This window comes from Maribacter sp., assembly GCA_020629415.1.
Classification (GTDB): domain Bacteria; phylum Bacteroidota; class Bacteroidia; order Flavobacteriales; family Flavobacteriaceae; genus Maribacter; species Maribacter huludaoensis.
This window is the reverse complement of the sequence record JAHDDL010000034.1, coordinates 13538-39514: the sequence shown is the minus strand read 5'-3', so window position 1 is coordinate 39514 and position 25977 is coordinate 13538. Positions and strand designations below refer to the sequence as shown.

The following is a 25977-nucleotide window of genomic DNA, read 5'->3' as shown; positions in this document are numbered from 1 at the left end:
GTCAATTCTTTTTTAAAACCTAAATTTAGTCCTCTAACAAATTCTTTTTTTGACTTTGGAGACCATTGCTTTTCTTGAACACTATTAGAGAGAATACTACTTTTGGACAAAAGCTCAAATAGCTCACCTGTCATATAGGTCTTAAAATGAACTATTTCATTATTGCAGAAATAAATATGCTTACTATGAGTACCCGGCAAAAGCAATACACCTTTATCATAATTAGCAAGAATAGTATATAAACCAATTACTTGCGTCTCTTCTCCGCGCATTACATCAACTACATCTCTAACACCTGATATTAATAGTACATCTGGCGAAGTAGGATTGGTTATCAATTTCCAATGCAAACCATTGCCTGTAATTGAAAAAGGAAGATTTGCATAGTCCATTTCCAACATGCCTATGCTAGAGGAGGCCATACCAGAAACAACAACTAAATTATTTTGAAATTCCAGTGGTAAATTCTTAATCAGTTCAATTAGTGTTTTATAGAAATAACTGAACTGCCCTTTATCGGACGCTTTTAGATAATCTTGATAGACCGCCTTAATACCTACATGGGACGAAAACTCGGCAAGTGTGCTCAGCGTTTCGGTCTCTATGACTTTTAATCTAATGTTGGTGGTTCCCCAATCACAGCTAATAAAGGTTAAGGGTATTTTCATTTTCTAGTTTACCAATTTGTAAGAGAGCCATCGTTTCTGTACAACCTAGGCACTTCTATCATTTTAAATTTCTGTTCAATTGCCAGATCTTCATTAAACTCAACACCTAGTCCCGGAGTATCGGGCACGCGGTATCTGGGACCTTCTAATTGATGTTGTACCGGATAGAACTTTGGTGCGTTCGTTCTCATATACTGTGCAGGCGTATTAACTTCCTCCAGATAACTAAAATTAGGACAAGCTGCGGCCAAATGAATTGAAGCCGCAGTACAGATCGGACCTAAAGGATTATGTGGCATAAGATCTACATAGTGCGTTTCTGCCATTGCAGCCACCTTCATAGCTTCGGTCAATCCACCAACGTTACATACATCTACGCGTGCATATTGTGCTATATTATTTTCTAAAAACGGCATAAATTGCCATTTACTGGAGAACTCCTCACCTATGGCAAATGGCACATCAACTATACGCCTTAGCTCTTGATAAGCACCCGGGTTTTGATCGCGAATGGGTTCTTCAAGAAAATCAATAGTACCGGTAGGCATTTTTTTCATGAACGAATAGGTCTCAGCAATGTTCAATCTTGTATGGTAATCAACGCCTATGGTAATTTCATTACCGACTTCCTTTCTTAAACTGGTAATCCAACTAGCTAGTGTAGCTATTGATTCCCTTGGTTCAAACCTACTTTTATTTTCTTGAGACTCAAATTCTGCTGGTGCAAGCCTTAGTACTTTCCAGCCTTCTTTTACGCATATTCTTGAATACTCTAAAAGTTCTTCTTTGGTCGTAAATCTTACAGAGGCAAAGCATTCTACATAATCTCGCTGTTTTCCTCCTAAAAGTTCATATACCGGCACCCCTAAGTGTTTGCCTTTTATATCATACAGAGCAATATCTATAGCCGATATAGCGGCCAACAAAACCCTGCCCCCTTCAAAATATTGACCTCTATACATTTCTTGCCAAAGAGCACCAATTTGCCGAGGATCTTTGCCTATTAAAAAACCTTTAAAATGTTCTATTGCACCAACAACGGCCAGCTCTCTTCCTGACAAACCAGAACAACCTAAGCCATATAGGGCATTATCAGTTTCTACCTTAACGACCAATTGTACTCCACCACCTTCAATATTTATTGGATACGATTTTATATCGGTTATTTTCATAAATGTGCGTTATTTTAGTTCTTAGGGATTATACGTTCTACCTTGCCCACAATAAATGTATAGGAAATTAAACCCAATAAGGCCAATGCCCCTATAAAAAAGAGTGCAGGACTAAAATCGCCATCCTGTACTAAATAGCCTATGACTATAGGTACCACCACAGCAGACAAACCACCAATAAAATTGAAGGTACCCCCTATTAATCCTATATTGTTTTTTGGTGCTATCAATGACACAAATATCCAAGCGATACTTGCCAGTCCGTTTCCAAAAAAGGCTATGGACAAAAACACTATTATCAACGTAGTGTTTTCTGTATAATTTGCCCCTATTATTGCTATTGACAGTAACATACCGGTAATTATAGGTGCCTTTCTTGCCACCTCACGGGTAAAGCCTTTTTTAATTAAATAGTCTGAAGTAAAACCGGCCAACAGTACACCAAAAAATGCTGCCAAGTAAGGAATCGATGCATAGAAGCCTGATTTAATAAAATCCAATCCCCTGAATTCCACCAAGTATGTAGGAAACCATGTTAAAAAGAAAATAGTAGTTGCGCCCAAACAAAATTGCCCAATATATAAGCCCCAAAGTTTACGGTATTTAAAAGCATTTGCTAAATCTGACCATTTAAATTTTTGGGTATCGTCCTTATCTTTGGTAACGATCAAACCTCCACCATCTTTAATGTGTGACAACTCGGCCTTACCAATTTTTTTATGGTTTTGTGGATCACGATAGAAAAAATACCAAACTGCCGCCCAAAGTAGACCTATTATCCCAGATACGATAAACAACCCCCGCCAACCCAGGGCATCTTGAATCAAAGTTAGTACCGGTAATAAAAAAGCCATACCCAAGAATTGTCCAGAGGTATAGGTTGCTATAGCAGAAGCTCTTTCATTTTCAGGAAACCATCTTGTTACTATTAAATTATTGATCGGGTAAGATGGCGCTTCAAACATGCCTATACTTGTTCTTAGACCCAATAATGCCGTAAAAGAATTTACCAAACCCTGTACCAATGTTGCCAGTGACCACAACACCATTATAAGCGGATACAATATTCTAGATTTTACCTTATCCGCAACAATACCTCCCGGTATTTGAAGTAAAGAATACGTCCACCCAAAAGCAGAGAAAATATATCCCATTTGAATGGCGTTGATACCTAACTCTTCTTTTAACGCACCAGCCGCTATGGATATATTGGTACGGTCCAAATAATTTATTACCACAGTAATAAATATCATAACTAAAATATTGTACCGTTTTTTACCTATACGTTCTTTTGAGCCTGGCTCTACATTACCCATATATCTTATTTTAAATACTAATACCCGTTCGCCTAATTTATTCTTAACCTACCTCTATAATACTGCACCATTTAATACAGGTTTTCGCCAATACATAAATTGACCATACCCATGTTATAGTATCCTAATTTTTAAAAACTAAAAATCTTGAAGATTAGTTAAAACTCTATTCTAAATATGTCTTTAACATTTTTGATTACCTCATCATTTTATTCCTGTAATCACTACTCGATGCTAAATAAATTTTATAAAAATTAAATGTTCCACAATGCCATTTCTCGTATTTCAAATCTAGACCTAAACCTTAGAGAGAATAAGTAATATTTATTCAAATACTATAACAAATAGGCTAAAAGCGTTCAAAAAATGTTAGCGATATTCAGTAATGATTTAAAGTTCACATTTATGATGACTTTACTTGTAATTTAATAACTATGATACGTTAAGGTAAAATAGAAATGAGCTGAATGAAATTATTATTATTGGCTACTAATAACGCAGCGGAATCCCCATACTTAATGAGCTGCATATCTTTGGCATCATGTGGTGCAAAAAAACCGCTTTCCATTACCGGAACCACATCAAAAGCTCCTTTTCCGTTTCCCTTTAAAAACAGACCCACTCCCGCATCATTTCTAGGGGTTTCTATTTCAGATGCATACAGGTTGCCAGAGACCAAAAGGTCTTGTTTTCCATCTTTATCAAAATCATCTGCTATAATATTATTAATACTAGAAACTTGTGCCAATTGTGGCAGTAAATGCTTTTTGAACGATTTTCCTTCTATATTCTCAAGGTAATAAGATGCAAAAGTATGTGCCTTTAAGTGCAAAGACCGTTCTAGATCAGCTCCATAAATTGTATTTAAATCCGCCTCACCGAACGACTTAAAAGTGGGGAATTTTTTTTCTAATGAAGGCATTTGTTGAATAGAACATGATCTTCCCCTAACAGGAAACAGTTTGCCATGCTCATAATAACTGAGCACAATATCGTTTAATCCGTTTTTATCAAAATCACCGCTGTATACTTCAAAAGGAGTTTGTGTAGATGCTTTGTATTTATAATTTAGCCCTAAATTACCTACGATAAGGTCTTCATCTCCATCACCATCCATATCTCTGTGTACAACTTTATAGTACCAACCCTCGCTGTTCTCAAGCCCCTTCATTTTATTCCTAACAAATTTTCCGGTCTTATCTTGCAAAAATATAGTCACCGGCATCCATTCACCTACAACAACCATATCCAATCTAGTATCACCATCGACATCTACCCATGTTACGGAAGTGACCATACCTAAAGTTTTAAGTTCAGACGCCTTTTCTGCAGTTACATCTTTTAAAAAACCGTTCTTATTTTCTAACAACCTACTACTGGCCGGCTGCGGATATTTACCGGGCACCAGTCTACCTCCAATAAAAACATCTAGGTCACCATCGTTATCAAAATCAGCTACCTCTACTACTGAACCACTACTACCATCTTTTGGAATGCGGTTGGCTGCCTTGGTAAATATTCCTTTACCATTATTAAGGTACAGTCTATCTTGAAGGTATTTACTGCCAGATTCAAATTCATTACCGCCACTAACTACCAAAAGATCCAAGTCCCCATCATTATCAATATCAAAAAATGTACTTCCCATATCCTCAGAAGCTTTATCTTCTATCCAAACACCGTCCGTAACCTCTTTAAAACCTGAATGTTGCTGCATGAATAACGTACCGGAAAAACCTGCGGCGCCACCTATATAGAAATCGTCCAGCCCGTCTGCATTTACATCTCCTACAGCTATTGAAGGCCCAAATGTGGACATTTTATGTGGCAACAGAATTTCCTTTTCAAAATCATCATATTTATTTTCTTGATGTCTATAATTCAATTTGGCCTCTTTAGTACTTGTTACAAAAAGTTTACGATTGCTTTTAGCAGTCAATTCAGAGTTCCCTTGGCTCAAAGTTCCTTTGGTGAGCGTCAAAAGTTGATTGGCATTGACATCTCTCAGTTCTTCAATAACACCATCTGGCCATTTAACTTCTATTTTATCTATAGCTTCTACTTCCCCCAGACCAAAATGTGCTATGTCCTCACTTTTGGACATATACCCTCTTGTATTCGTAATCTCTATCATTTGCCATAATTCCGTGTTTTTGAACAGTGTAATCCTTGTTCCGTAAATGGATTTATTCTTATCTACATTTAACGCTACACGAAGGTAATTGCCCTGTTTACGGTCAATGGTATTATTTCTGTACAGAAATGCCTTCTCATTAATATTGTTGACCACTATGTCTAAATCACCATCATTATCCAAGTCTGCATATGCCGCCCCATTTGATAGTGATGGAAGATCAAACCCCCAGTCTTCTACAGTATTCTTAAAGGTCAAATCTCCATTATTCCTATAGATATAATTGGTCAATTTATCTTCTGGCGCCATTTTGGCCAGGGCCAAAACATCTACCACATCTTGAAATCTTTTACCGGTGTCTTGAGCTACCTTTTCCAAACTGTCCAAGATTACTTCATAGGTATTATTGACATCACTGTAGCGCATATTTCTTTTAATACCGTTGGTAACAAATATGTCTTTAAGACCGTCGTTGTCAAAATCTGCAATTAACGGTCCCCAACTCCAATCCGTATTAGAAACCCCGCCCAACTGTGCCAGATCGCTGAACGTTCCGTTACCGTTATTTCGCTGAAGCGTATTGAACATATATTGATAGTGCCCCCCATTTTTGACAATGGCCCAAAAATCTTCCGGATTCATTCCACTCATGTTGGTTTTTATACGTTTATGATCTTCGGCCACCATATCAACCACCATGATATCTAAATTACCATCATTATCATAGTCGGCAATATCACTGCCCATACTAAAATTAGATATATGCTTGAAGCTTTGTTTTAGCACATCTTTAAACTTACCATTGGCAGTGTTCAAGTACATATAATCTGGCCTGTCATAATCATTGGTCACATAGATATCCGTCCATAAATCATTATTGATATCTCCAATAGCGGCAGAAAGACCATGTGCCATATTTTGAGTACCGGAAAAAGCGGACACTTCCACAAAGCCCTTCTCTTTACCTAAATTTCTATAAAGTTTATCACTGTAACGGGTATTTGTATTTTTTAACGGTGTTTTACCTCCCTTTCTATTCCCGTAACTTGGTGGTTGGTTTACCAAGTACATATCTAGCCAACCGTCTTTATCATAATCAAAGAAATTTGCCTGAACGGCAAATCCAGGATCTGCCACATTATACTCCTTTGCCATTTCAGTAAAAGTTAAGTCGCCATTGTTTACATACAAAAGATTATAGCTTACGCCCGTATTGTTTCTTGCGCTCTTACAGATATAAATATCTTGAAATCCATCTGCATTGACATCGGCAAACGTTACACCCGTAGACCAAGATTTTTCGGGTAAAATTCCGCTACTTTTCGTAATATCCTCAAATTGAAGATTTCCTTTGTTTACATAGAGTTGATCGTGTACTTGATTACCGGTAAAAAAAACATCTAGCAAACCATCATTATTTATATCCGCAACAGCAACACCTGCACCATTTACGAACTTCTCGTTCAATAAATGATTATCTTCTTGGGTTTCTATCAAGCTATTTTCAAAATCAATATTGGAATACGTATGATCGATCAACGTAAAACGTTTATCAGATTCACTAACAGGCACACTCTTTTCCTTATTACATGATGCCAATAGTACTAGACAAAATATCGACATCATAGAAATACACTCTTTTTTGACCATTATCCTTTTCAATTTTATTAAAGATGTTTACAGTGCCAAAGAACCTATAACGTTCCTACACATAAACACGTCTAACCACCATTATACAGTAGAAACTACCTGTTCCGGCCACGATTACGAATTACAATATAATGCAACTTACTCTTATAAATTTGATAAAATATCGATTGAAATAGCCTTTGATTAGATATTCCTTAATAATGCACACCATTTACCATTAATACTATAAATATTACACTTCTTTTGGAGTGTGGTTAAAACTACTGCCAACTTCTCTGCTCAAAAAGACTTTTTTTTTATAGACGGAGCAGTATTACCACGAACGAATAACGAACACTTAAATTAACTTAAAACTCATATTACTATGCCAAAACACTATGTATTAAGAAAAATGAAAAAAAATGAAAAGTGGTTTGTTCCACTATTGTTTTTTCTATGTTTAACAACACTTGCCTATGGCCAGACCGTAAATGTGAGCGGAACTGTGACCGATGAAATGGACCAACCGTTGATAGGCGCAAACATTTTGGTCAAAGGAACAACTAACGGTGTTGTTGCAGATTTTGACGGCAACTTTTCCATAGAGACATCAAGTACCGCAACTTTAATAATATCTTACACGGGCTATTCAAAACAAGAAGTACCGGTAAACAACCAAACTAGTATCATGGTAAAGTTATTACCTGATGCAGCAGCTCTTGACGAGGTTGTGGTAATTGGATATGGCTCTAGAAAACGGAGTGATGTAACAGGTGCCGTTAGTACAGTAAAAACGGCTTACATTGAACAACAATCTGCAGGTGATGCAACACGTGCTTTGCAGGGTAGTGCATCTGGTGTAACCGTTGTTTCTTCCGCCAGACCCGGCCAGCAGGCACAAGTACGTATTCGTGGATTGGGTACGATAAATGGTAATGGTCCCCTATACGTTGTTGATGGGGTTTTTGGCGCACAACTACCGCCAACCAACCAAATTGAATCTATGCAAGTTCTTAAAGATGCTTCTTCTACCGCCATTTACGGAGCAAGAGGGGCAAACGGTGTGGTATTGATCACAACAAAAACCGGAAGAAAAAGTCAACCTGCAAAAGTAGAATTGAACGTTAGAACAGGTATTGGTTCGGCAAGCTCCAAGTACGACTTTGTTACCGACCCCGTTCTTGTTGGCCAGCAAATTTGGCTAGAACAGACCAATGACGGTATTACACCTAGTAGCGCACATTTTAATTTTGACCCGAATAATATTCAAGGTACTACCGTGAACGATTATTTATTTCCAAACGGTGCATCGATCGGCGATCCATCTACAGACCCTGCCTTGTATGCAGAACGTGATTACCCCATTACCTTAACCAACCAAAACGGAACAGATTGGTTAAAAGAACTTTACCAACCGGCACCTATAACAGATATTACACTTTCTGTTTCAGGTGGATCTGAAAATACGACATATGCCATAAGTGGTAACTATTTTAAAGAAGATGGTGTTTTAAGATATAATTCTTTTGATAGATATGCCTTTAGAGCCAATGCGGATTCACAGATAAAAGATTGGTTGAAAATTGGTCAAAGACTTGGGGTAACCTTAACGGAATCTAAAGGTAACACGGTTGGTTTTAATGCTATTGTTGAAACAAGTCCTTTAATTCCAGTAAGAGATATAGCCGGTAATTTTGCCGGTGGTATTGTAGGTGGAGGTTTAAACGATGGTCCCAACCCTTTAGGTAATAACTTTCGCGAAAGAAAAGACACAAGAACAACTATTAACGCTACCGGTAATTTCTACGTAGAAGTAAAACCGCTTAACAATATTACCGTTAAAACACTTTTTGGTTACAATACAAGCTGGTATGATAATTATGACCCACGCTTTGCCGATCCAGAAAATACCAATGGTACAACCGGTAGTACATTAAGTGAAACCAGAGGAAAAAACTTTACTTGGAACTGGACCAACACCATTAACTATTCTAAAACGTTCAACGAGCTTCATAATGTTGAATTCTTACTTGGTACCGAAGCTACGCGGTTTGAATATGATCAAATCAGTGCCGGTAGAGAAGGTTTCATCTCTACGGACGATGACTTTTTTATATTGAGTTCCGGTTCTGAAAACCAAACAAATGATGCAGAAGCTGCAGCTTGGGCATTAAATTCTTACTTCGCCAGGGCATATTATTCATTTGACGACAAATATATGCTAGAGGCTACCCTAAGACGCGATGGATCATCAAGATTTGGCGCAAATAACAGATGGGGTAATTTCCCGGCCGTATCAGGTGGTTGGGTTCTTTCCAGAGAAAATTTCCTTAGTGAGAGCAATGCCTTATCATACTTAAAACTAAGAGCTGGTTGGGGACAATCCGGTAATGACCAAATTGGTAATTATAACGGCTTTTCAACTTTTGGTTCCGGTCTTGGCGCTTCTTTCTATGGCCTTGGTGGGGCAGATGGTATTATTGTTCAAGGATTTCAATCTACTGCCGTAGGTAATCCAGATGCAAAATGGGAGACTACGACCTCTACCAACTTTGCCATTGATGCTACATTTTTTAACAGAATGAACATGACCTTGGATTTTTGGAGCAAAAACACTTCAGATATGTTATTTCCGGTTGCCATCCCTGCCGTGGAAGGTATTGCCAACGCACCTTCTGTTAACATTGGTGACATGGAAAACAAAGGTATCGATCTAGAACTAAGCTATAGTGGCGGCGGAAACGAAGAAGGTGACTTCAAATATAACGTTGGTCTGGTATTTTCAACATACAAGAACGAGATTACAAAATTATCAGATAACGAAGATGAGTTTATTGTTGGTAGCCAACAACGTGCGCAACGCTATACCAGGGCAGAAACAGGTACATCGTTCCCTGAGTTTTATGGGTATGTCGTTGATGGTATATTCCAAACCCAAGCAGCTGCAGATGCTCATCCTACAAATGGCGATTACAATCAGCCAGGAAACCTGATTATTCGTGATGTAGATGGTAATGGTGAAATAACAGCTGACGATAGAACATATATTGGTAATCCAAACCCAGATTTTACAGCTGGCCTTAACTTGAGATTGGAATATAAAAACTTTGATTTTACAGCTAGTTTATACACTAGTCAAGGTAATGATGCCATCAATTATTATAACCGTTTTACGCGCTACGGCCTTTTTCAGGGTCCAAAGAGCTCTGATCGTTTATTCCGTTCTTGGGGCAGCCCTTACTTAGACGACAATGCCAATGCGGTTCTACCTAAAGCATCATCGCAAACCAGCTTTGAGCAGAATACACATTCCGATCTAGTTGAGGATGCATCGTTCATTCGTTTGCAAAATGCGCAAATTGGCTTTAACGTACCTGAAAGAATTTTAAATGATCTGGATATTACTTCAATGCGACTTTATGTTATGGGTACCAACCTTTTTACAATAAGTGATTATTCTGGATTGGACGCCGAAGTATTTGTAGGTAACGAAATAGACAGAGGTCTTGATCGTGGTACATGGCCTTCGCCAAGACAATTAATTATCGGTCTTGACATTAAACTATAATTTCTAAGAAAAATAAAATTGAAAAAGATGAAAAAATTACACTTTAAAATAGGGATACTAACCGCTCTAGGGCTTCTTCTAGGAGCTTGTAGCGAAGAATTTTTAGAAGAAAAACCTAAGGGAGCAGTAAACGAATCTACCTTAGCCGACGAAAATGGTGTTAACCTACTTCTTGTAGGCGCTTACTCTAGAATAGATGGTTATGCAAGTGGTGAAGCCGGTGGTACCGGTGGTGCCTCTGCCACAAATTGGGTCTGGGGAGATGTTACTTCTGATGACATGCACCGTGGGGACCAAACAGGTGGCTGGGCCCCTATAAATCTTATAGAACGATTTGAAGTGGACGCCTCCAACCCTTGGGTAGAAGAGTTATGGATAGCCAACTTTGACGGTATTGCCAGAGCTAACGATGCTTTAAGAATTTTGAGACAGGCAAGCGAAAATATATCGGACGCCAATGCCGCTCAATTAGAATCCGAAGCAAGATGGCTAAGAGCTTGGTACTACTTTCAACTACGCTCTAAAATTGAAAAAGTACCTTACATAACAGAGGATATGGTGGCCAGTGAGGTTCCAAACGACAGAGAAATCTGGGACGATATTGAGGCGGACCTTCAATGGGGTATTGATAATAATATGGACGAAAACCCAGAAATTGGTCGCGCTTCACGTTGGGCAGCAAAAGCTTTAAAAGCCAGAGTGCATTTATTTCAACAAGAATATTCTGAAGCAAAACCGTTATTGGATGATATTATAAACAACGGTCCGTTTATGCTCATGGATCATTTTTATGACAATTTTGACGAAGAAAAGCAAAACAATGCAGAGAGTATTTTTGAGGTACAATATACCGTAAACGACGGAGCCGGTGATGCAAACTCCGGTATTGACCATAGAACGCTTTTTCCAAGGGGATCGGACATAGGCCTATGTTGTGCCTATAGCGCACCTTCTTTTGATCTTTTTAACGCTTTTAAGGTAGATGCCGACGGACTGCCGTTATTGGACACTTTTCAGGACGATTTATTATTGGAAGATTATGGTCTTCTAGATACGGATGAGTTTACACCTACCGATGTCGCTTTAGATCCACGTGTAGACTGGACTATAGGTAGAAGAGGAATTCCATTCTTGGATTGGGGACCGATGTCCGGTGGTGATTGGATGCTTGATCAAGCAGGTATGGGACCCTTTTTAAATAAAAAGATCATGTTCTATAAAAGAAATTTTAAAACGATCTCTATCTCTAGCCCAACATGGTCTGCCGGTCTAAATGGCAACAATTGGCGCTTATTTAGATTAAGTCATGTTATATTATGGAGAGCAGAAGTTGCTGCTGCAGAAAATGACCTGGAGACCGCTAAAGACATGGTGAACATGATACGTGAAAGAGCCCAAGATGATATGGTAATGGGCAAAGTAAACAATACTACTTTTGAAAGTGGCTACGTTCCGGATATAGATGAGGATCAACCTTCCGCCAATTATAACCTTGGACTATACACTTCCTTTCCTGATGTTGAATATGCCAAAAAGGCGATATATCATGAAATGCGATTAGAATTTGCTTTGGAAGGCATGCGTTTTCAAGATCTTGTTCGCTGGGGCATTGAAGAAGAAACAATGAACAGCTACTTACAATCAGAGTTATCTGATGGAAAGTTACCTTGGTTACAAGGCGCATCGTTCACCGCAGGAAAAAATGACCATTTCCCAATTCCACAGGCACAAATAGATTTGCAGCCGGGAGTATTGACTCAAGATCCGGCGTATTAATATAATATAAGAACAATTTTTTTTGAGTTAGTTTGCTTGAAGGCGACCCTTACTGTTTAGGGTCGCTTTTTTTAGTTGTAATAACTATCATAATATTGATAAGAATAACGCAACAAGCACAAAAATTGACATTAAATGACTTTAAATCAAAAAGATAACATATAGCATATTAGAACAAGAATAGTTAGGTTCAATTTTTTCATAGAACAGGGTTTCCATATTATTGAATAGAATTTACCCGGTAAAAATAAAATTATGCAGAAATAGAATGGTATTTTTAAATGTTACCTAACGTGGAGAAAAGTATATGAACAGAATAATCAAATCTTATATCTATCAAATATGTGTTGGCATTATGCTGCTGTACAATAGCACCACTTTTGCCCAAGGAACAGATTTGAGATTTGAGCATTTTATAGATGACAAAGGGCTTTCCCAAAATTCGGTAATGAACATTCTGCAAGATAAAGAAGGCTTTTTGTGGATGGCTACACCAAATGGCCTATACAAGTATAACGGTAAAGGTTTTACGATCTACAGACATGAACATGACAACCCCAATAGCTTAATCAACAACTCGGTCTACGAACTTGAATTAGATGCTTCCGGCAACATACTCATTGGTACAGGACGAGGATTGAGCCGGTTCAACAAGGTAACCGAGACTTTTTCAACATATCCTGCAATTTTAAAAGATAAAAGAATTAGCGCTATTTACCCTGAAGATGATGGCTCTCTTTGGGTAGGCACATTATATTCAGGTGTCTATCAATTTGATAGCAGTGATGAAATGGGCACTAAACCCGAGCGATATTCTTTTCAACTTGATATCTCTTCTACTGTTAAGACCAACAAAGTACATTCTATTACAAAAGATAGTGCGGGGAATGTTTGGGTAGGAACCAATTATAGCTTGTACAAGCTAAAAAAAGAACCTAACGACAATTATGTTCAGTTCAAGGTGTTGAATGAGGGTGTAAAATCGCTTTTCTTAGATAAAAACGGAAAACTGTGGGTAGGGATTAAAGGGCATTTTTTAATTGGTATTGAGAACGCAGAAAATATAAATGCACCAGAAGACTTAAAATTTAAGCGATATAGCTTTCATCCTGAGCTAAAGGACGCCAATGATTATGGGGGCTTAATTGCAATTAGCCAGGCAGATGGCTCTAATTTATGGTTAGGCATACACGGTTTTGGCCTGTATTGGTTCAATACAGAAACAGGTGAATTTAAGCTATACGCACCAAATCACTTAAACTCTAAAAGTTTAAGCAGTGTAAATGTAGAAACCATACTTGTAGATTCCTTTAATGTTTTGTGGGTGGGCACTGAAGAAGGCGGGTTGAACAGATGTGATCTAGGCCATAAGGATATAACTTTTTTAGAAAAGAATAAACTCACCAAAAACTCTTTGAGCAACCCCTCTGTTAACGCTATAATTTCTGGAGAAAAAAACGCTATTTGGGTAGGAACAGAAAATGGTCTAAACCATATAAAATTTAATGGAAATGGCTATAACGAGCCCAGTTTTAGCCACTACTATTTAAATAACAAATTGACCAAATCAGGAAAATCGTTTTCACAACCAATATGGTCAATTTTAAAAGATAAAGATAATGACTATTGGCTTGGAAGCACGGAAGGTATCACACATATGACTGTTGATGGAAATAAACAAAATGTTTCTTTAAAGCCTACTGAAATCAACGATGTTATTGAGGTATTTTCATCTCTGGAAGATAGTAACGGAGTTTTGTGGTTTGGATCTTTTATAGATGGTTTAATTAAATGGGAAAAGAAGAAAAAACCTAATAGTAATGAATATGATTTTTCGAACGCAGTTTATTATTTACCAAATTCGAACGATCCAAATAGTATTAGCGGCAAAGAAATAAGCTGTATTTATGAAGACAGTAAAAATCAACTTTGGATCGGCACCTTACAAGGTGGACTAAACTTGGTAATACCCGGAAAAAATGGACTACCCGATACTTTTGTGTCCTATCAACATGACCCCAATGATATAAATAGTTTAAGTCATAACTCGGTTTTTTCAATTCTAGAGGATAAGAACGGGGATTATTGGATCGGCACCTTTGGTGGTGGGCTCAACAAAATGAGCCTTTCTGAACATGCGGATAAAAAACCGGTTTTTAAACATTACCGTGAAGAGGATGGCTTGGCCAACAATGCAGTTTACGGCATTCTTGAAAGTGATCAAGGAGAATTATGGATCAGTACAGATAAAGGCATTTCTTCTTTTGACCCGGTAAAAGAGACCTTCAAAAATTTAAATAAGAAAGATGGGCTACAAAGTAACAATTTTAGAAAAAATGCCTATTTCAAAAACAAAGACGGATATTTATTCTTTGGGGGGCTTAAAGGCCTGAATATTTTTCATCCTGATAATTTGAAGGACAATACCATACCGGCCATACCAAAAATTACAGCCTTTAAAATAAAAAACCAAGCCGTAAAGGTAGGGCAAGAATTTAATGAGCGTATTATCTTAAATCAATCCATATCCACCTTAGAAAACAAAAAAATAGAGCTTAATTACGACGAAAGCGTACTTACTTTTGAATTTGCCGCACTTCATTATGCCGCTCCTCAAAAAAACAGGTATTCTTATAAATTAGAAGGTTTTGATGATGAATGGCACAACTCAAAAAATACCGCTTTTGCCCATTATACAAACTTATCTCCTGGCGAATATACCTTTAAGGTCAAAGCTTCTAACAATGATGGTGTTTGGAGCGAAACACCAGCAACTATGAGCTTTAAAATCTCCCCTCCTTTTTGGCATACTATCTGGGCATATTTACTATACATTCTACTTCTAATACTACTTCTTTTGGGTGTAAGATCCTACTTTGACCTTAAATCAAAAGAAAAAACAGCACTAAGGATTCAACAAGAAATTGAAAAGACAAACAAGTTAAAACTTCAGTTTTTCACCAATATTTCGCATGACTTTAAGACGCCCATTACATTAATAATGAATCCTATAGAAGAGATTTTAGAAGACTCAAGTATTAATACTGCATTGCGTAAAAGGTTAGGTATCATTCAGCGTAATGCCGATTATTTATTGAGGCTGGTAAATCAATTAATAGAATTTCGGAAAATAGAGGTTGGTGAAACTAGGTTGATCGCAACCAGATCTAACATTGTAAATTTTGCACGAGAAATCACCTTTTCCTTTAAGGCCTTGGCCTTAAAAAAAAATATCAGTTTATCTTTTGAAAGCCAATCGTATGCATCAGAAGTTTGGTTCGATTGGGATAAACTGGAAAAAATACTCAATAACCTAATTGCCAATGCCATTAAATTTACCAATGAAAACGGTAGTGTAACCGTTCGTTTACGGATTTCAAAAGACAAATCTAAATTTGAGATCAGAGGAGGGGAAATGGAATCTGAATTTGTCAGCATTGAAATTGAGGATAACGGACCGGGAATACCACATGATCAATTGCCTCACATATTTGAGCGTTTTTATCAAGTAAACAAAAACAATGAAGCTTCATCAAAGCCAGGTTCAGGAATTGGTTTGGCCATTACAAAAGACTTGATCGATTTACATTACGGTGCCATTGAAGTTGATTCTAACTTAGGCGTTGGTACCAGATTTATTTTAAAACTTCCTATTGGCAGTGAACATCTATTGCCCGAAGAAATAGCCCAATATTCTGAACCGCCACAGAAAGCAGCAGAGACGAACAGCCATTTAGAGACTACTATTGTTGAAAATGTCAAGAAAAAAACTGTGAGTAAAAAGAAAACTGTTTTGGTAGTAGATGACAATCAAGATATTAGGTCGTTGGTTAAAAACGGATTGCAAAAAAAATACAATGTATTGGAGGCAGACACGGGTAAAAGTGCTTTAAAGATTGTTTTACAAGCATTACCCGATCTTATCGTTAGCGATGTACTCATGCCAGAAATGGACGGTATACAATTATGCCATGAACTAAAATCAAATATTAGAACCAAACATATTCCCATTATTTTACTTACTGCCTTAAACTCAGTTGAACATAGAATAAAAGGAATACAATCTGGCGCAGATGCATATATTCCAAAGCCCTTTAAAATGAAACTTTTATCTATCACTGCAGATAAACTCATAGAATCTAGAGAATATATGCGTGTTCTTTTTAAGACCGAAGAACAGTTAACGCCCAAAAAAATTATTCTAGATTCTGAGGACAAGAAATTTTTAGATAAGATCATGTCGCTCATGGAAGAACAAATGAGCAATGAAAATTACTGGATAGAGCAATTGGTTTTGGACATGAACACCAGTAGATCAACCTTTTTTAGAAGACTTAAAAAATTAACAGGGCAGCCGCCCAATGATTTTATTAGACTTATTAGATTAAAGAGAGCCGCACAACTTCTAGAACAAGGTGAATTGAGTATTGCCGAGGTTAGCTACAAGGTTGGTTTTAACGATCCAAATTATTTTGGCAAGTGTTTTAGAAAAGCATTTGGCAAAGCACCATCTAGGTATGTATCAGAAAACGAATTATAGCTTAATACAGTTGGCACCTGCAATTAATAACAGACCCATAATGAGCGTTAACACTCTTTACAACACATTTAAATTGAATATAGCTCTAGCGTGTATTTTTAGCGTGTTCGTTTTTTCTTGCAATGGATCAAATGAAGATCCACCATCCACAAGACCAAATATCGTATTTATCATTGCAGATGATGTTAATTGGAACGACCTTGGGGCCTATGGCAACGATATTGTAAGAACACCTAATATTGACCAACTAGCAAAAGATGGTATGTTGTTTACCCAAGCATTTCTGACCACAAGTTCATGTAGCCCAAGCAGAACAAGCATTATTAGCGGTCTATACCCACACAATACAGATGCAGAACAACTATCTTGGCCCTTGCCAGATGATAAAAACACCTTCGTTGAACAACTTCATAATTCCGGATACTGGACCGGGTTGGCCGGCAAGCATCATCTTGGCGATTCTGTAAACGATGCCTTTGATACCATTTATGAAATGCAGTGGAAAGATGCACCCCTTGGGCTAGACCGAAGATTAGTGGGTGACGGTAGCGGCTGCGACGAATGGATTAAACTGCTAAGAAGTAGAAACAAAAACAAACCTTTTTTTACTTGGCTAGCTTCCTTTGACGCGCACAGGCCTTTTTCAGAGGGCATTATCGATAATCCACACCAGCCAAAAAATGTAATCTTACCTCCATACCACCCAGACACGGATAGCGTAAGAAAGGATTATGCACTATACTATGATGAAATCTCCAGGATGGATGACTACGTGGGCAAAGTAATTGACGAACTAGAAAACCAAGGTGTAACAGATAACACCATAATTCTTTTTATTACAGATAACGGAAGGGCTTTTCCAAGAGATAAGACCACCCTATATGAGGGCGGAATAAAAACACCATGGATTATAAAATGGCCGTCCAAGATTAAACCTGGCACTACAAACGATCACCTTGTCAGTTCAATTGACATTGCACCTACCTTTATGAAAATGGCAGGTCTTGATCCACTAATAGATTTTGAAGGCAAAGACTTTACGTCGCTTTTAAATAATGATTCGGCCCCTATTAGAGATCAAATTTATGCCGAGGACCATTTTCATGATTTTGAAGACTATACAAGAGCTATTAGGACTACTGAATACAAGTACATTAAAAACTTTTATCCTGACCTTCCCAATACACCGTCCGCTGATATTATTAGAGATTTGACCTGGAAAAGCATGTTAAGCGAAAAAGAAAAAAATTTATTGAACGAGGCTCAAATGAGATGCTTCATCATACCCAGACCAACAGAAGAACTTTATGATATAGCAAATGACCCCAATGAGCTTAACAATCTTGCACTAAATGAAGCACATGCCAATATTCTAACTGATATGCGCTCTAGATTAAAAAAAATGCGCAATACCACAAATGACTCCCTACCAATTGCCAGAACAAATGATGATTTTTTTAGGGATACGGGACTACCTACCAAATACAGGTTAAGACCAAGGCCGTCTAAAGATATAATGATGAAGGCAATGTTAGCCGGCGAGGAACTAATTAATCCAGACTTCGAATAAATTCATGGAGGTAATTTTCATATATAATGCAGGCGAAATTAAATTTTAAAATGCCGTGTACACGAATAATCCAGATTAGGACCATGGTTTACCCGATCAATCTTTTTGCCAGCTTTAAATCATTGGTATTGTTGCTTGTGGCTTTATGTTTTATGGGATGTAGTTCCATATTTCATATCAATACTTTTGGCAGCGATCTTGAGATATTGAACACTATTGACGATTTACATGTCTTAAAATCGGAAAACTCAATGATAGCGGTTTCGGGCGAATTGCAGGGCCGCGTTTTTACAAGTAGCTCTAATGGTTTAAATGGTAAAAGCTATGGTTGGTTCAATCGAAAAAGTATAACGGACCATAGTTTTAAAAACAGGTTTGGCAATTTAGGTGGTGAAGATAGAATGTGGTTTGGACCACAATACGGCAAGTTCAATGTATTCTTTGAACCCGGGCTTACATTTGAAGACAAAAACTCCCGTATAGCACCTGATCTTGACACCCTATTATTTGAAACTAAAAAGAAAACCCATAAAGAAATAATCAGTAAGGGCCGTATGCACATAAAAAATTACCAAAACTATGTGTTCAATATAGATGTAGAAAGAAAAGTCTCTATTCTAAATAAACATGAAATAGAACAAAATCTTAATATTTCTATAGATGATGAGGTTACCTACGTTGGTTTTGAATCTGTTACCAAAATGACCAATATAGGAACAAAAAAGTGGTCAAAGAATACCGGACTACTATCAATTTGGATCCTAGGCTGTATGGTCCCTACCAAAAACACCGTTGCCATGATACCGGTTAAAGGGCACCTTGACGAGGTCACCAACTATTTTACGCCCTTGGATGAGTCACGAATAAAAATCAAAGACGGTATGGTCTATTATAAAGCCGACGCCAATTACCTGAATAAAATTGGCATACTTCCACAAAATACCATTCCTGTGTTTGGAAGTTATTCCCCTGAATTGAATGTACTGACCCTAATAGAATTCACTTTTGAAAACAATGAGCACTATGTTAACTCTAAAAGAGAAGATAACCAAGATCCTTATGCGGGTGATGTAATAAACATTTTTAACGATGGTGTTACCTCAACAGCAGGTCCTTTTGGTCCTTTTTATGAACTAGAAACTTCTTCCAGCGCACAAGAACTTGAAGCAGGAAAAAACATGGTGCATATTAGCAAGACCTATCATTTTGAAGGTAAGAAAGAGTATTTAGATAAAATTTCCTATAAAGTCTTAGGTGTAAAATTATCCAATAGGGTTAAGCTATAACTCTTTGGAAAAAAGTAAAATATATCATAATCAGAAAAATTAAATGAAATCCCTTCTTAAATCAATAATTATAATCGGTTTGTGCATAGCATGCAAGAATAGCAACCATATAAAACCTATGACCAAAGCCATAGCAGATACCACGTACCCAACTATTGGGTATTTAGAAAAGATAGATGATGCATTTTATGAGCATATATCAAAATCTGCAAAAATTGAAGTGATTTCCAAAGGTTATGTTTGGACGGAAGGCCCCGTGTGGGTTGCCGAAGAACAATGCCTTTTATTTTCTGATGTGCCACAAAACATCAATTACAAATGGACAGCACAAAACGGTGCCGTTGAATTTTTGAACCCTAGTGGTTATACCGGTAAGGACAAAAAACTTCAAGGCTCTAATGGTATGTTTTTGGACCATGAGAACAACTTAATTCTTTGCCAGACCGGTGATAGGGCAATTGCTCGATATTTAGGAAACTTCAATAATCCAAAACCTAAATTTGATATTATTGCGAATCAATTTAATGGTCAAAAATTTAATGCCCCAAACGATCTAGTAGTTGACAAAAAGGGAAATATTTATTTTACGGACCCTAATTTTGGACTTGAAGATGGTTCCAAAGAATTGGATTTTGAAGGTGTATATAGAATTAACACCAATGGTAATGTTAAACTGCTAACTTCTAAATGGCCAACGCCCAACGGTATAGGCTTGTATGAAGAAGATTCAAAATTATACATTGCCAATTCAGAACCGCCATTATTTGTGAGCTACGATATTTCTGAAGATGGTAATTTAACAAACGAGAAGATTGTTTTGGACCTAAAAGAAGCACTGGACAAAAGTATTGCCAAACAAAAACCCGATGGTATGGCCATAAAAAAAGACGGTACCATTTTTTTGACCGGACCGGACGGTGTTTTTATAATCGATAAAAATGGTAATCACTTAGGCACTATAAAAACTGACAAACTAACATCTAACTGTACATTCAACGAAGATGAATCTGTTCTGTATGTTTCATGCCATGAACTTATATTAAGAATAAAATTAAATTAAATATGAAAAAATTTTCAGAAGAGCTTTTTGCACAAACTCCTATTGTTGGCATTTTAAGAGGCTATGATAAAGAGACCGTATTAGAAATTGCCAGAACTTTTGTGAGCGAGGGATTTACAAATTTGGAAATAACTAAAAATAGTCCAAATGTATTTGAAATCATAGAAGCTTTAGTTGATGAATTTCAGGGTAAACTAAATATAGGTTGTGGTACCGTGCTTACTAAAAAAGATACCAAAAAAGCGCTAAAAGCGGGTGCATCTTTTATAGTTACACCAATAGTAAACAAAGATGTAATCCGTTTTTGTGCCAAAATGGAAATCCCTGTTTTTCCCGGGGCTTTCTCACCAACAGAGATTTATACTGCCTGGAAATTAGGAGCTAAAATGGTTAAGGTATTTCCATCTGCCAATCTTGGTCCAAGCTATATAAAAAATGTTGCCGCCCCTTTAGATTTTATAGACTTTATGCCCACAGGTGGTGTTTCTTTAGAAAATATTGATGAATTTAAAAAAGCCGGCGCAAAAGCATTTGGTATGGGCGGCCTACTTTTTGATTCGGAAATGATCGAAAGAAAAGATTGGCACTCCTTAGCACTACATTTTAGAAAATTCAAGGAGGCGCTATAAATTATTTACTCAGTACATTTTAAAATCAAATATTGTCTAAAAGAAGGGTTTAGCGCTAGCTAAACCCTTTTTTTTATAGTTGGTTCTTACTATTGAACATACTAGCTAAATTTTATACTTCCCTAAATATTTTAAAAACCAATTCTTTGGTCAAAGGCCTGCCGTTGGCTTTTTCACGAATGCTATCAAAACTACATCTAAAGTCGCAGCCCGATCTATAGTCACTACAGCCATAAGCAGTTTTACCTTTAACGATGGTACCTGTATTACATTTTGGACAGCTATTTTCCTGAGGTTTAGGCTTTGCTTGAACTTTTGCTTTCTTTGGTTCTAATTTCAATTTAAAACTATCGTCAAACCTAACCAAACCTTCTACCGAAGCACCATCAACCTTAAAACCTTTTAAATTTACCGTTGAACCTTTTTGAAACAGTCTAATAAATTGTTTTTCTGAAATGGTTTTTCCTTCAAACTTAAACGGAATTACAAAATCGCAGGTTTTATTAAACTCAGAACAGCCATAGGCAGCTTTTCCTTTACGGATGGTTCCTTTTTTACATTTAGGACAATTCTCTGCAGACAACCCTTTTGATTTTTCGGTTGCCTTTTTCTTTGTAGTTTTTACGGGTTTATTATTTACTGCCGATATATTAGCCTTTCTGGTTTCACTTCGCACCTCATAGACCAATTGATCTACCATTTGCTTCATTTGCTTAATAAAACTACCGGCATTAAAGGTACCTTTTTCAATGTCTTTTAACTGCTTTTCCCATTTACCGGTAAGTTCGGCAGACTTTAGCATTTCGTTTTGTATAGTATCAATCAATTGAATACCGGTAACTGTTGGTATAACCTGTTTCTTGTTTCGCTTTATGTACTTTCTCCGGAACAAGGTCTCAATAATATTGGCACGTGTAGAAGGTCTACCTATACCATTTTCTTTCATCAACTCACGCAGCTCTTCATCTTCTACCTTTTTCCCTGCCGTTTCCATAGCCCGTAAAAGCGATGCTTCTGTATATTGTTTTGGCGGTTTTGTCTGCTTTTCAAGAAATGAAGGTTCGTGAGGTCCTTTTTCCCCTTTCTTAAAGGTTGGCAACATCCCTGATTCTTTAGCTGTGCTGTTAGGTGTTTCAAAAACCGTACGCCATCCTTTTTCTATGATTTCCTTTCCGGTGGTCTTAAAATTTACCTTATCGGCTTTTCCTATTACCGTGGTATTGGAAACTTTACAGTCTGGATAGAATACTGCGATAAAACGACGAACAATGATATCGTATACCTGCTTTTGATTGTATTGTAAGTTCATTTGTTGACCAGTAGGAATAATGGCGTGGTGATCCGTCACCTTACTATCATCAAAAACCTTTTTGCTTTTTTTCAGCTTCTTGCCATCAAGTGGTTTTGTCAACGTATCATATTCCGTTAGATTTTTCAGTATTCCCGGTACTTTAGGGTAGACATCATTTGGCAAAAAAGTGGTATCTACCCTTGGGTAGGTTACAACCTTTTGCTCATATAATTTCTGTACTATCTTTAAAGTTTCATCTGCACTATACCCAAATTTGGTGTTACAATAAACTTGTAATCCCGTTAAATCAAAAAGTTTGGGTGCATACTCGTTACCCGCTTTTTTAGTGGTAGACACAATTTCAAAATCATGTTCTTTTACAATATTTGCCAATTTCTCACCATCTTCTACCTTAAGAAAACGCCCTTCTTCATAACTAAATAACGTATCTCTATATAATGTTTGCAGCTCCCAAAAAGGTTGTGGCTTAAAATTCTCTATTTCTTTAAATCTATTTACCAACATTGCCAAAGTGGGCGTTTGCACGCGACCTACGGATAAAACTTGTTTATAACCGCCATGTTTTAAAGTATATAAACGGGTAGCGTTCATTCCTAAAAGCCAATCGCCTATAGCACGGGAGAAACCTGCGTAATATAAATTATCATAATCTGTAGACGGTTTTAGATTTTTAAAACCTTCTTTTATAGCCTCGGTGGTAAGGGAAGAAATCCAAAGTCGCTCAACTTTACCCTTATACTTAGCCTCGTTCAATACCCAACGCTGTATCAATTCTCCCTCTTGCCCAGCATCCCCACAGTTGATAACAACATCAGCTTTATCAAATAATTGCTTTATAATCTTGAACTGTTTTCGAATACCGGAATCTCCAGAAACTTTAGTCTCAAAATGATCGGGCAACATGGGAAGGTTATTTAAATCCCAACTTTTCCAATGTGGCTTGTAATCATTAGGCTCCTTAAGTGTACAAAGATGTCCAAAAGTATAGGTGACCGCATAGCCATTGCCTTCATAATATCCATCTTGCTTAGAACTAGCACCAAGTACAGAAGCAATTTCTCTTGCAACAGATGGTTTTTCGGCAATGCAGACTTTCATTTTAGAAGTTAAATATTTAAGATTTAGGCTTGCTTTTTCGCCCGGCAAATATAGAAATTGTTTGCAGAAACCACCACCATTGGATAACTAGCATCCATTGGGTTTAATTGAACGGTAAGTTAATGAAATTTAGGTTTAGATATTTTTTAAGCACCAGAATAGCTGCAAGCTTTTTCATGTTAGAACAATAAACTCTTCTTTAGCCAACTCTTCTTTTTTGTTTACGGATACTAAACTTAGCGATTTTAACAACAATTCTTTTAGCTCTTTAAAAGATGAAGATTTTTTCAAAAATTGATTAGCACCGTCTAACTTAAGCTGATTTACCTCTCTATCTCTATAAATAGAAGAATATGCTATAATATAGATGTTATTGAATTTTTTAAAATTCCTTATATCCATGAGACACTCAAACCCATCCATAATAGGCATATATAAATCTAAAAATATAACGTGTGGCAATGTAACGTCAGTGAACAATTTATCCATTAAATCAACACCATTATCAAATTGAGACACTTTAGTATTTAAAGGAATACTGTTTAGTGCTTCCATAAAAAAATCTCGATCATCATAATCGTCATCCGCAATATATATCTTTAAATCTTTCATGATATCCATACAAAACTAGTATGGACATAAAATTATGTACAAGTGCTACATAATTTTCTACCAATAAAATGGAATCGTAACTCAATACCATTTTAACCATAATATATACTTAACAAAATCAAAAAAATGTAGTAAATTACTTACATTTGTTTTCTAAAATCATTAAATATTCCCCAGTTAATTTATGTAATGTACTATGGCATTTAAAAACTGTAATGAACTTTTAGAGACCCTAGAGCAATATCAGCAGGACTATTATACTAAAGGTAAAGCCTTAAAAATTCATAATGCCCTTACAGATGTTCTACCTAAACTAAATTTTAGAAACGATAAGGATTCTTTAGAATTTTATGAGCGCTACAAAAATTTAAAAAAAATTGAAAGCCTAACGAATATTAATGAATATTCAGAAAAATTTGCCCATAACCTGTTACGACTTATGCTAATAGTGAATAATTCAAAATTTTCTTCTGAAGAAAATTATAATTAATATTCGCATGTTGAAGCTTAGAATGACCAGGAAAAAGAAATACGACCTAACTTATTTCTTTAACTTCTTTAATTAAAATTTTCATGCCCTATTTTATGAAGAAGTGCTTTTGCGGCAAGCCAAAATCTTTTAGAAGTTGGGTTAGGTAGAATAGATTTGCCTACCGGTTCTGTTCCTGAATCAACTAGTTGTTCTATATACCTAAAAGCTTCGTTAGGCAGTTGATTTGAAAGGTATGCCATGCTCCAAGTATTAAATTCCCTAGAATAGATATTGCCTTTAGAGAGCAAATTGACCGCTCTGTGCCTCTTGTCCAATTTAATCTTTTCAAACAAGGCCAGGACAACCTCTGCTTCTCCCTCTAAATATTGAATAAAAAAACCTTGATGATAAATGTGGCAACCGGTAATGTCATGCCTAGCATTAAAATCTCTAGATACCGCTAAAATTTCATTGACCTGTGCCAACGTAAGAGTGTTGGCAATAGATTTATAGACAAGATTGTACATATTAGAATTTATATGACGCTACTTAACAAACCTTTAAGTTACTACCTTTTAGCAAATGAGTACTATTTTTCTTACTTATTATTTACAAATAAATTTTTCCCCCAATCAATAAAAAAACATCACCCTATTTGAAGAGTCAATTTTAAATGTGATTGCGTCTATAGCAAGTTATTTTAAATCATACTTTTCTACAAGAATCTTAAAATATGAAAATTATGAAAACCAATATTGCAATTATACTTGCCTTTACGTTTATTTTGACCTCTTGTTCAACTACAAAAAAAGCCTCTTCTACTACAGAAAAAGCTACTACACAAAATGAACTGGATAGCGGATCAGCTGATGCCATGAACAAAACAGAAGTTCAAAGTACTTCAGAAAGTTTTAAGAGCGAATATGCAGACCTGTTTTCCGAACTGCAAATGAACAAGGACCAGATCAGTACTTTTACCGCTGCAATGAATCGTTTTAAAGAACAACAAGCCAATACCGCCAGTGGAGAAATTTTAGGAAGTATAGATAGTGAACGTACCCGCCAATTGGAAAATATTTTATCTAGTTCCCAATATGCAAAATACGAACAATGGTTGGCAAAAAATAAGTAAAAA

Annotated in this window: 16 protein-coding genes; 9 read left to right on the top strand and 7 right to left on the bottom strand. The window is 36.7% G+C overall.

Annotated elements, in window-relative coordinates; all coding sequences use genetic code 11:
- The 4 genes from QZ657_RS13350 to QZ657_RS13335 all read right to left on the bottom strand — a co-directional run.
- The coding region (locus QZ657_RS13350) for a 2-dehydro-3-deoxygalactonokinase (RefSeq protein ID WP_291967487.1) at nucleotides 1-668 on the bottom strand (668 nt) is incomplete at its 3' end.
- 8 nt (nucleotides 669-676) lie between these two features.
- Complete coding sequence (locus QZ657_RS13345; protein ID WP_291967485.1) at nucleotides 677-1840, bottom strand: mandelate racemase/muconate lactonizing enzyme family protein; 1164 nt, start codon at nucleotides 1838-1840, stop codon at nucleotides 677-679.
- A 14-nt stretch (nucleotides 1841-1854) separates the two neighbouring features.
- A complete protein-coding gene (locus tag QZ657_RS13340) occupies nucleotides 1855-3156 on the bottom strand; it encodes an MFS transporter (protein ID WP_291967483.1) in 1302 nt (433 codons plus the stop codon).
- Nucleotides 3157-3598: 442 nt separating this feature from the next.
- Complete coding sequence (locus QZ657_RS13335) at nucleotides 3599-6916, bottom strand: VCBS repeat-containing protein (RefSeq protein ID WP_291967481.1); 3318 nt, start codon at nucleotides 6914-6916, stop codon at nucleotides 3599-3601.
- A 388-nt stretch (nucleotides 6917-7304) separates the two neighbouring features.
- On the opposite strand from QZ657_RS13335, the gene QZ657_RS13330 reads away from it, so the two are divergent.
- From QZ657_RS13330 to QZ657_RS13300, 7 genes are all read left to right on the top strand, one after another.
- Nucleotides 7305-10487, top strand: coding sequence for a SusC/RagA family TonB-linked outer membrane protein (locus tag QZ657_RS13330; protein ID WP_291959312.1), 3183 nt, complete (start codon nucleotides 7305-7307; stop codon nucleotides 10485-10487).
- Between the two features lie 27 nt (nucleotides 10488-10514).
- Nucleotides 10515-12263, top strand: a complete 1749-nt coding sequence (locus QZ657_RS13325; RefSeq protein ID WP_291967479.1) for a RagB/SusD family nutrient uptake outer membrane protein — start codon at nucleotides 10515-10517, stop codon at nucleotides 12261-12263.
- A 307-nt stretch (nucleotides 12264-12570) separates the two neighbouring features.
- Entirely contained in the window at nucleotides 12571-16803 is a 4233-nt protein-coding gene (locus QZ657_RS13320) for a two-component regulator propeller domain-containing protein (RefSeq protein ID WP_291967478.1), read from the top strand.
- A gap of 40 nt (nucleotides 16804-16843) precedes the next feature.
- The gene (locus tag QZ657_RS13315; protein WP_291967476.1) at nucleotides 16844-18373 is read left to right on the top strand and encodes a sulfatase; all 1530 of its coding nucleotides are present in this window, start codon (nucleotides 16844-16846) and stop codon (nucleotides 18371-18373) included.
- 50 nt (nucleotides 18374-18423) lie between these two features.
- A complete protein-coding gene (locus tag QZ657_RS13310) occupies nucleotides 18424-19659 on the top strand; it encodes a DUF6786 family protein (protein WP_291967474.1) in 1236 nt (411 codons plus the stop codon).
- A gap of 118 nt (nucleotides 19660-19777) precedes the next feature.
- On the top strand, nucleotides 19778-20719 hold the full coding sequence (locus QZ657_RS13305; protein WP_291967472.1) for an SMP-30/gluconolactonase/LRE family protein: 942 nt from the start codon (nucleotides 19778-19780) through the stop codon (nucleotides 20717-20719).
- Nucleotides 20720-20721: 2 nt separating this feature from the next.
- Entirely contained in the window at nucleotides 20722-21348 is a 627-nt protein-coding gene (locus QZ657_RS13300; protein WP_291967470.1) for a bifunctional 4-hydroxy-2-oxoglutarate aldolase/2-dehydro-3-deoxy-phosphogluconate aldolase, read from the top strand.
- A 112-nt stretch (nucleotides 21349-21460) separates the two neighbouring features.
- Here QZ657_RS13300 and QZ657_RS13295 read toward each other — a convergent pair whose 3' ends face one another.
- Entirely contained in the window at nucleotides 21461-23758 is a 2298-nt protein-coding gene (locus QZ657_RS13295) for a type IA DNA topoisomerase (protein ID WP_291967468.1), read from the bottom strand.
- Nucleotides 23759-23932: 174 nt separating this feature from the next.
- Complete coding sequence (locus QZ657_RS13290) at nucleotides 23933-24370, bottom strand: response regulator (protein ID WP_291967466.1); 438 nt, start codon at nucleotides 24368-24370, stop codon at nucleotides 23933-23935.
- A 196-nt stretch (nucleotides 24371-24566) separates the two neighbouring features.
- Here QZ657_RS13290 and QZ657_RS13285 point away from each other — a divergent pair, with 196 nt between their 5' ends.
- Nucleotides 24567-24860 carry a hypothetical protein gene (locus QZ657_RS13285; RefSeq protein ID WP_276471164.1) on the top strand — a complete coding sequence of 98 codons (294 nt, stop codon included), beginning with the start codon at nucleotides 24567-24569 and terminating at the stop codon, nucleotides 24858-24860.
- A gap of 68 nt (nucleotides 24861-24928) precedes the next feature.
- Here QZ657_RS13285 and QZ657_RS13280 read toward each other — a convergent pair whose 3' ends face one another.
- The gene (locus tag QZ657_RS13280; RefSeq protein ID WP_291967464.1) at nucleotides 24929-25369 is read right to left on the bottom strand and encodes a BLUF domain-containing protein; all 441 of its coding nucleotides are present in this window, start codon (nucleotides 25367-25369) and stop codon (nucleotides 24929-24931) included.
- A gap of 215 nt (nucleotides 25370-25584) precedes the next feature.
- Between QZ657_RS13280 and QZ657_RS13275 the strand changes: the two genes are divergently transcribed.
- On the top strand, nucleotides 25585-25974 hold the full coding sequence (locus tag QZ657_RS13275) for a hypothetical protein (protein ID WP_291967462.1): 390 nt from the start codon (nucleotides 25585-25587) through the stop codon (nucleotides 25972-25974).
- Nucleotides 25975-25977 lie beyond the last annotated feature (3 nt).

What these genes read in the sequence shown, in the direction of transcription:
- QZ657_RS13290 (WP_291967466.1), bottom strand. Translation starts at nt 24,370, where the DNA reads ATGAAAGATTTAAAGATATATATTGCGGATGACGATTATGATGATCGA.
- QZ657_RS13325 (WP_291967479.1), top strand. Translation starts at nt 10,515, where the DNA reads ATGAAAAAATTACACTTTAAAATAGGGATACTAACCGCTCTAGGGCTT.
- QZ657_RS13305 (WP_291967472.1), top strand. Translation starts at nt 19,778, where the DNA reads ATGACCAAAGCCATAGCAGATACCACGTACCCAACTATTGGGTATTTA.
- QZ657_RS13340 (WP_291967483.1), bottom strand. Translation starts at nt 3,156, where the DNA reads ATGGGTAATGTAGAGCCAGGCTCAAAAGAACGTATAGGTAAAAAACGG.
- QZ657_RS13330 (WP_291959312.1), top strand. Translation starts at nt 7,305, where the DNA reads ATGCCAAAACACTATGTATTAAGAAAAATGAAAAAAAATGAAAAGTGG.
- QZ657_RS13295 (WP_291967468.1), bottom strand. Translation starts at nt 23,758, where the DNA reads ATGAAAGTCTGCATTGCCGAAAAACCATCTGTTGCAAGAGAAATTGCT.
- QZ657_RS13310 (WP_291967474.1), top strand. Translation starts at nt 18,424, where the DNA reads ATGCCGTGTACACGAATAATCCAGATTAGGACCATGGTTTACCCGATC.
- QZ657_RS13285 (WP_276471164.1), top strand. Translation starts at nt 24,567, where the DNA reads ATGGCATTTAAAAACTGTAATGAACTTTTAGAGACCCTAGAGCAATAT.
- QZ657_RS13300 (WP_291967470.1), top strand. Translation starts at nt 20,722, where the DNA reads ATGAAAAAATTTTCAGAAGAGCTTTTTGCACAAACTCCTATTGTTGGC.
- QZ657_RS13315 (WP_291967476.1), top strand. Translation starts at nt 16,844, where the DNA reads ATGAGCGTTAACACTCTTTACAACACATTTAAATTGAATATAGCTCTA.
- QZ657_RS13320 (WP_291967478.1), top strand. Translation starts at nt 12,571, where the DNA reads ATGAACAGAATAATCAAATCTTATATCTATCAAATATGTGTTGGCATT.
- QZ657_RS13335 (WP_291967481.1), bottom strand. Translation starts at nt 6,916, where the DNA reads ATGATGTCGATATTTTGTCTAGTACTATTGGCATCATGTAATAAGGAA.
- QZ657_RS13345 (WP_291967485.1), bottom strand. Translation starts at nt 1,840, where the DNA reads ATGAAAATAACCGATATAAAATCGTATCCAATAAATATTGAAGGTGGT.
- QZ657_RS13280 (WP_291967464.1), bottom strand. Translation starts at nt 25,369, where the DNA reads ATGTACAATCTTGTCTATAAATCTATTGCCAACACTCTTACGTTGGCA.
- QZ657_RS13275 (WP_291967462.1), top strand. Translation starts at nt 25,585, where the DNA reads ATGAAAACCAATATTGCAATTATACTTGCCTTTACGTTTATTTTGACC.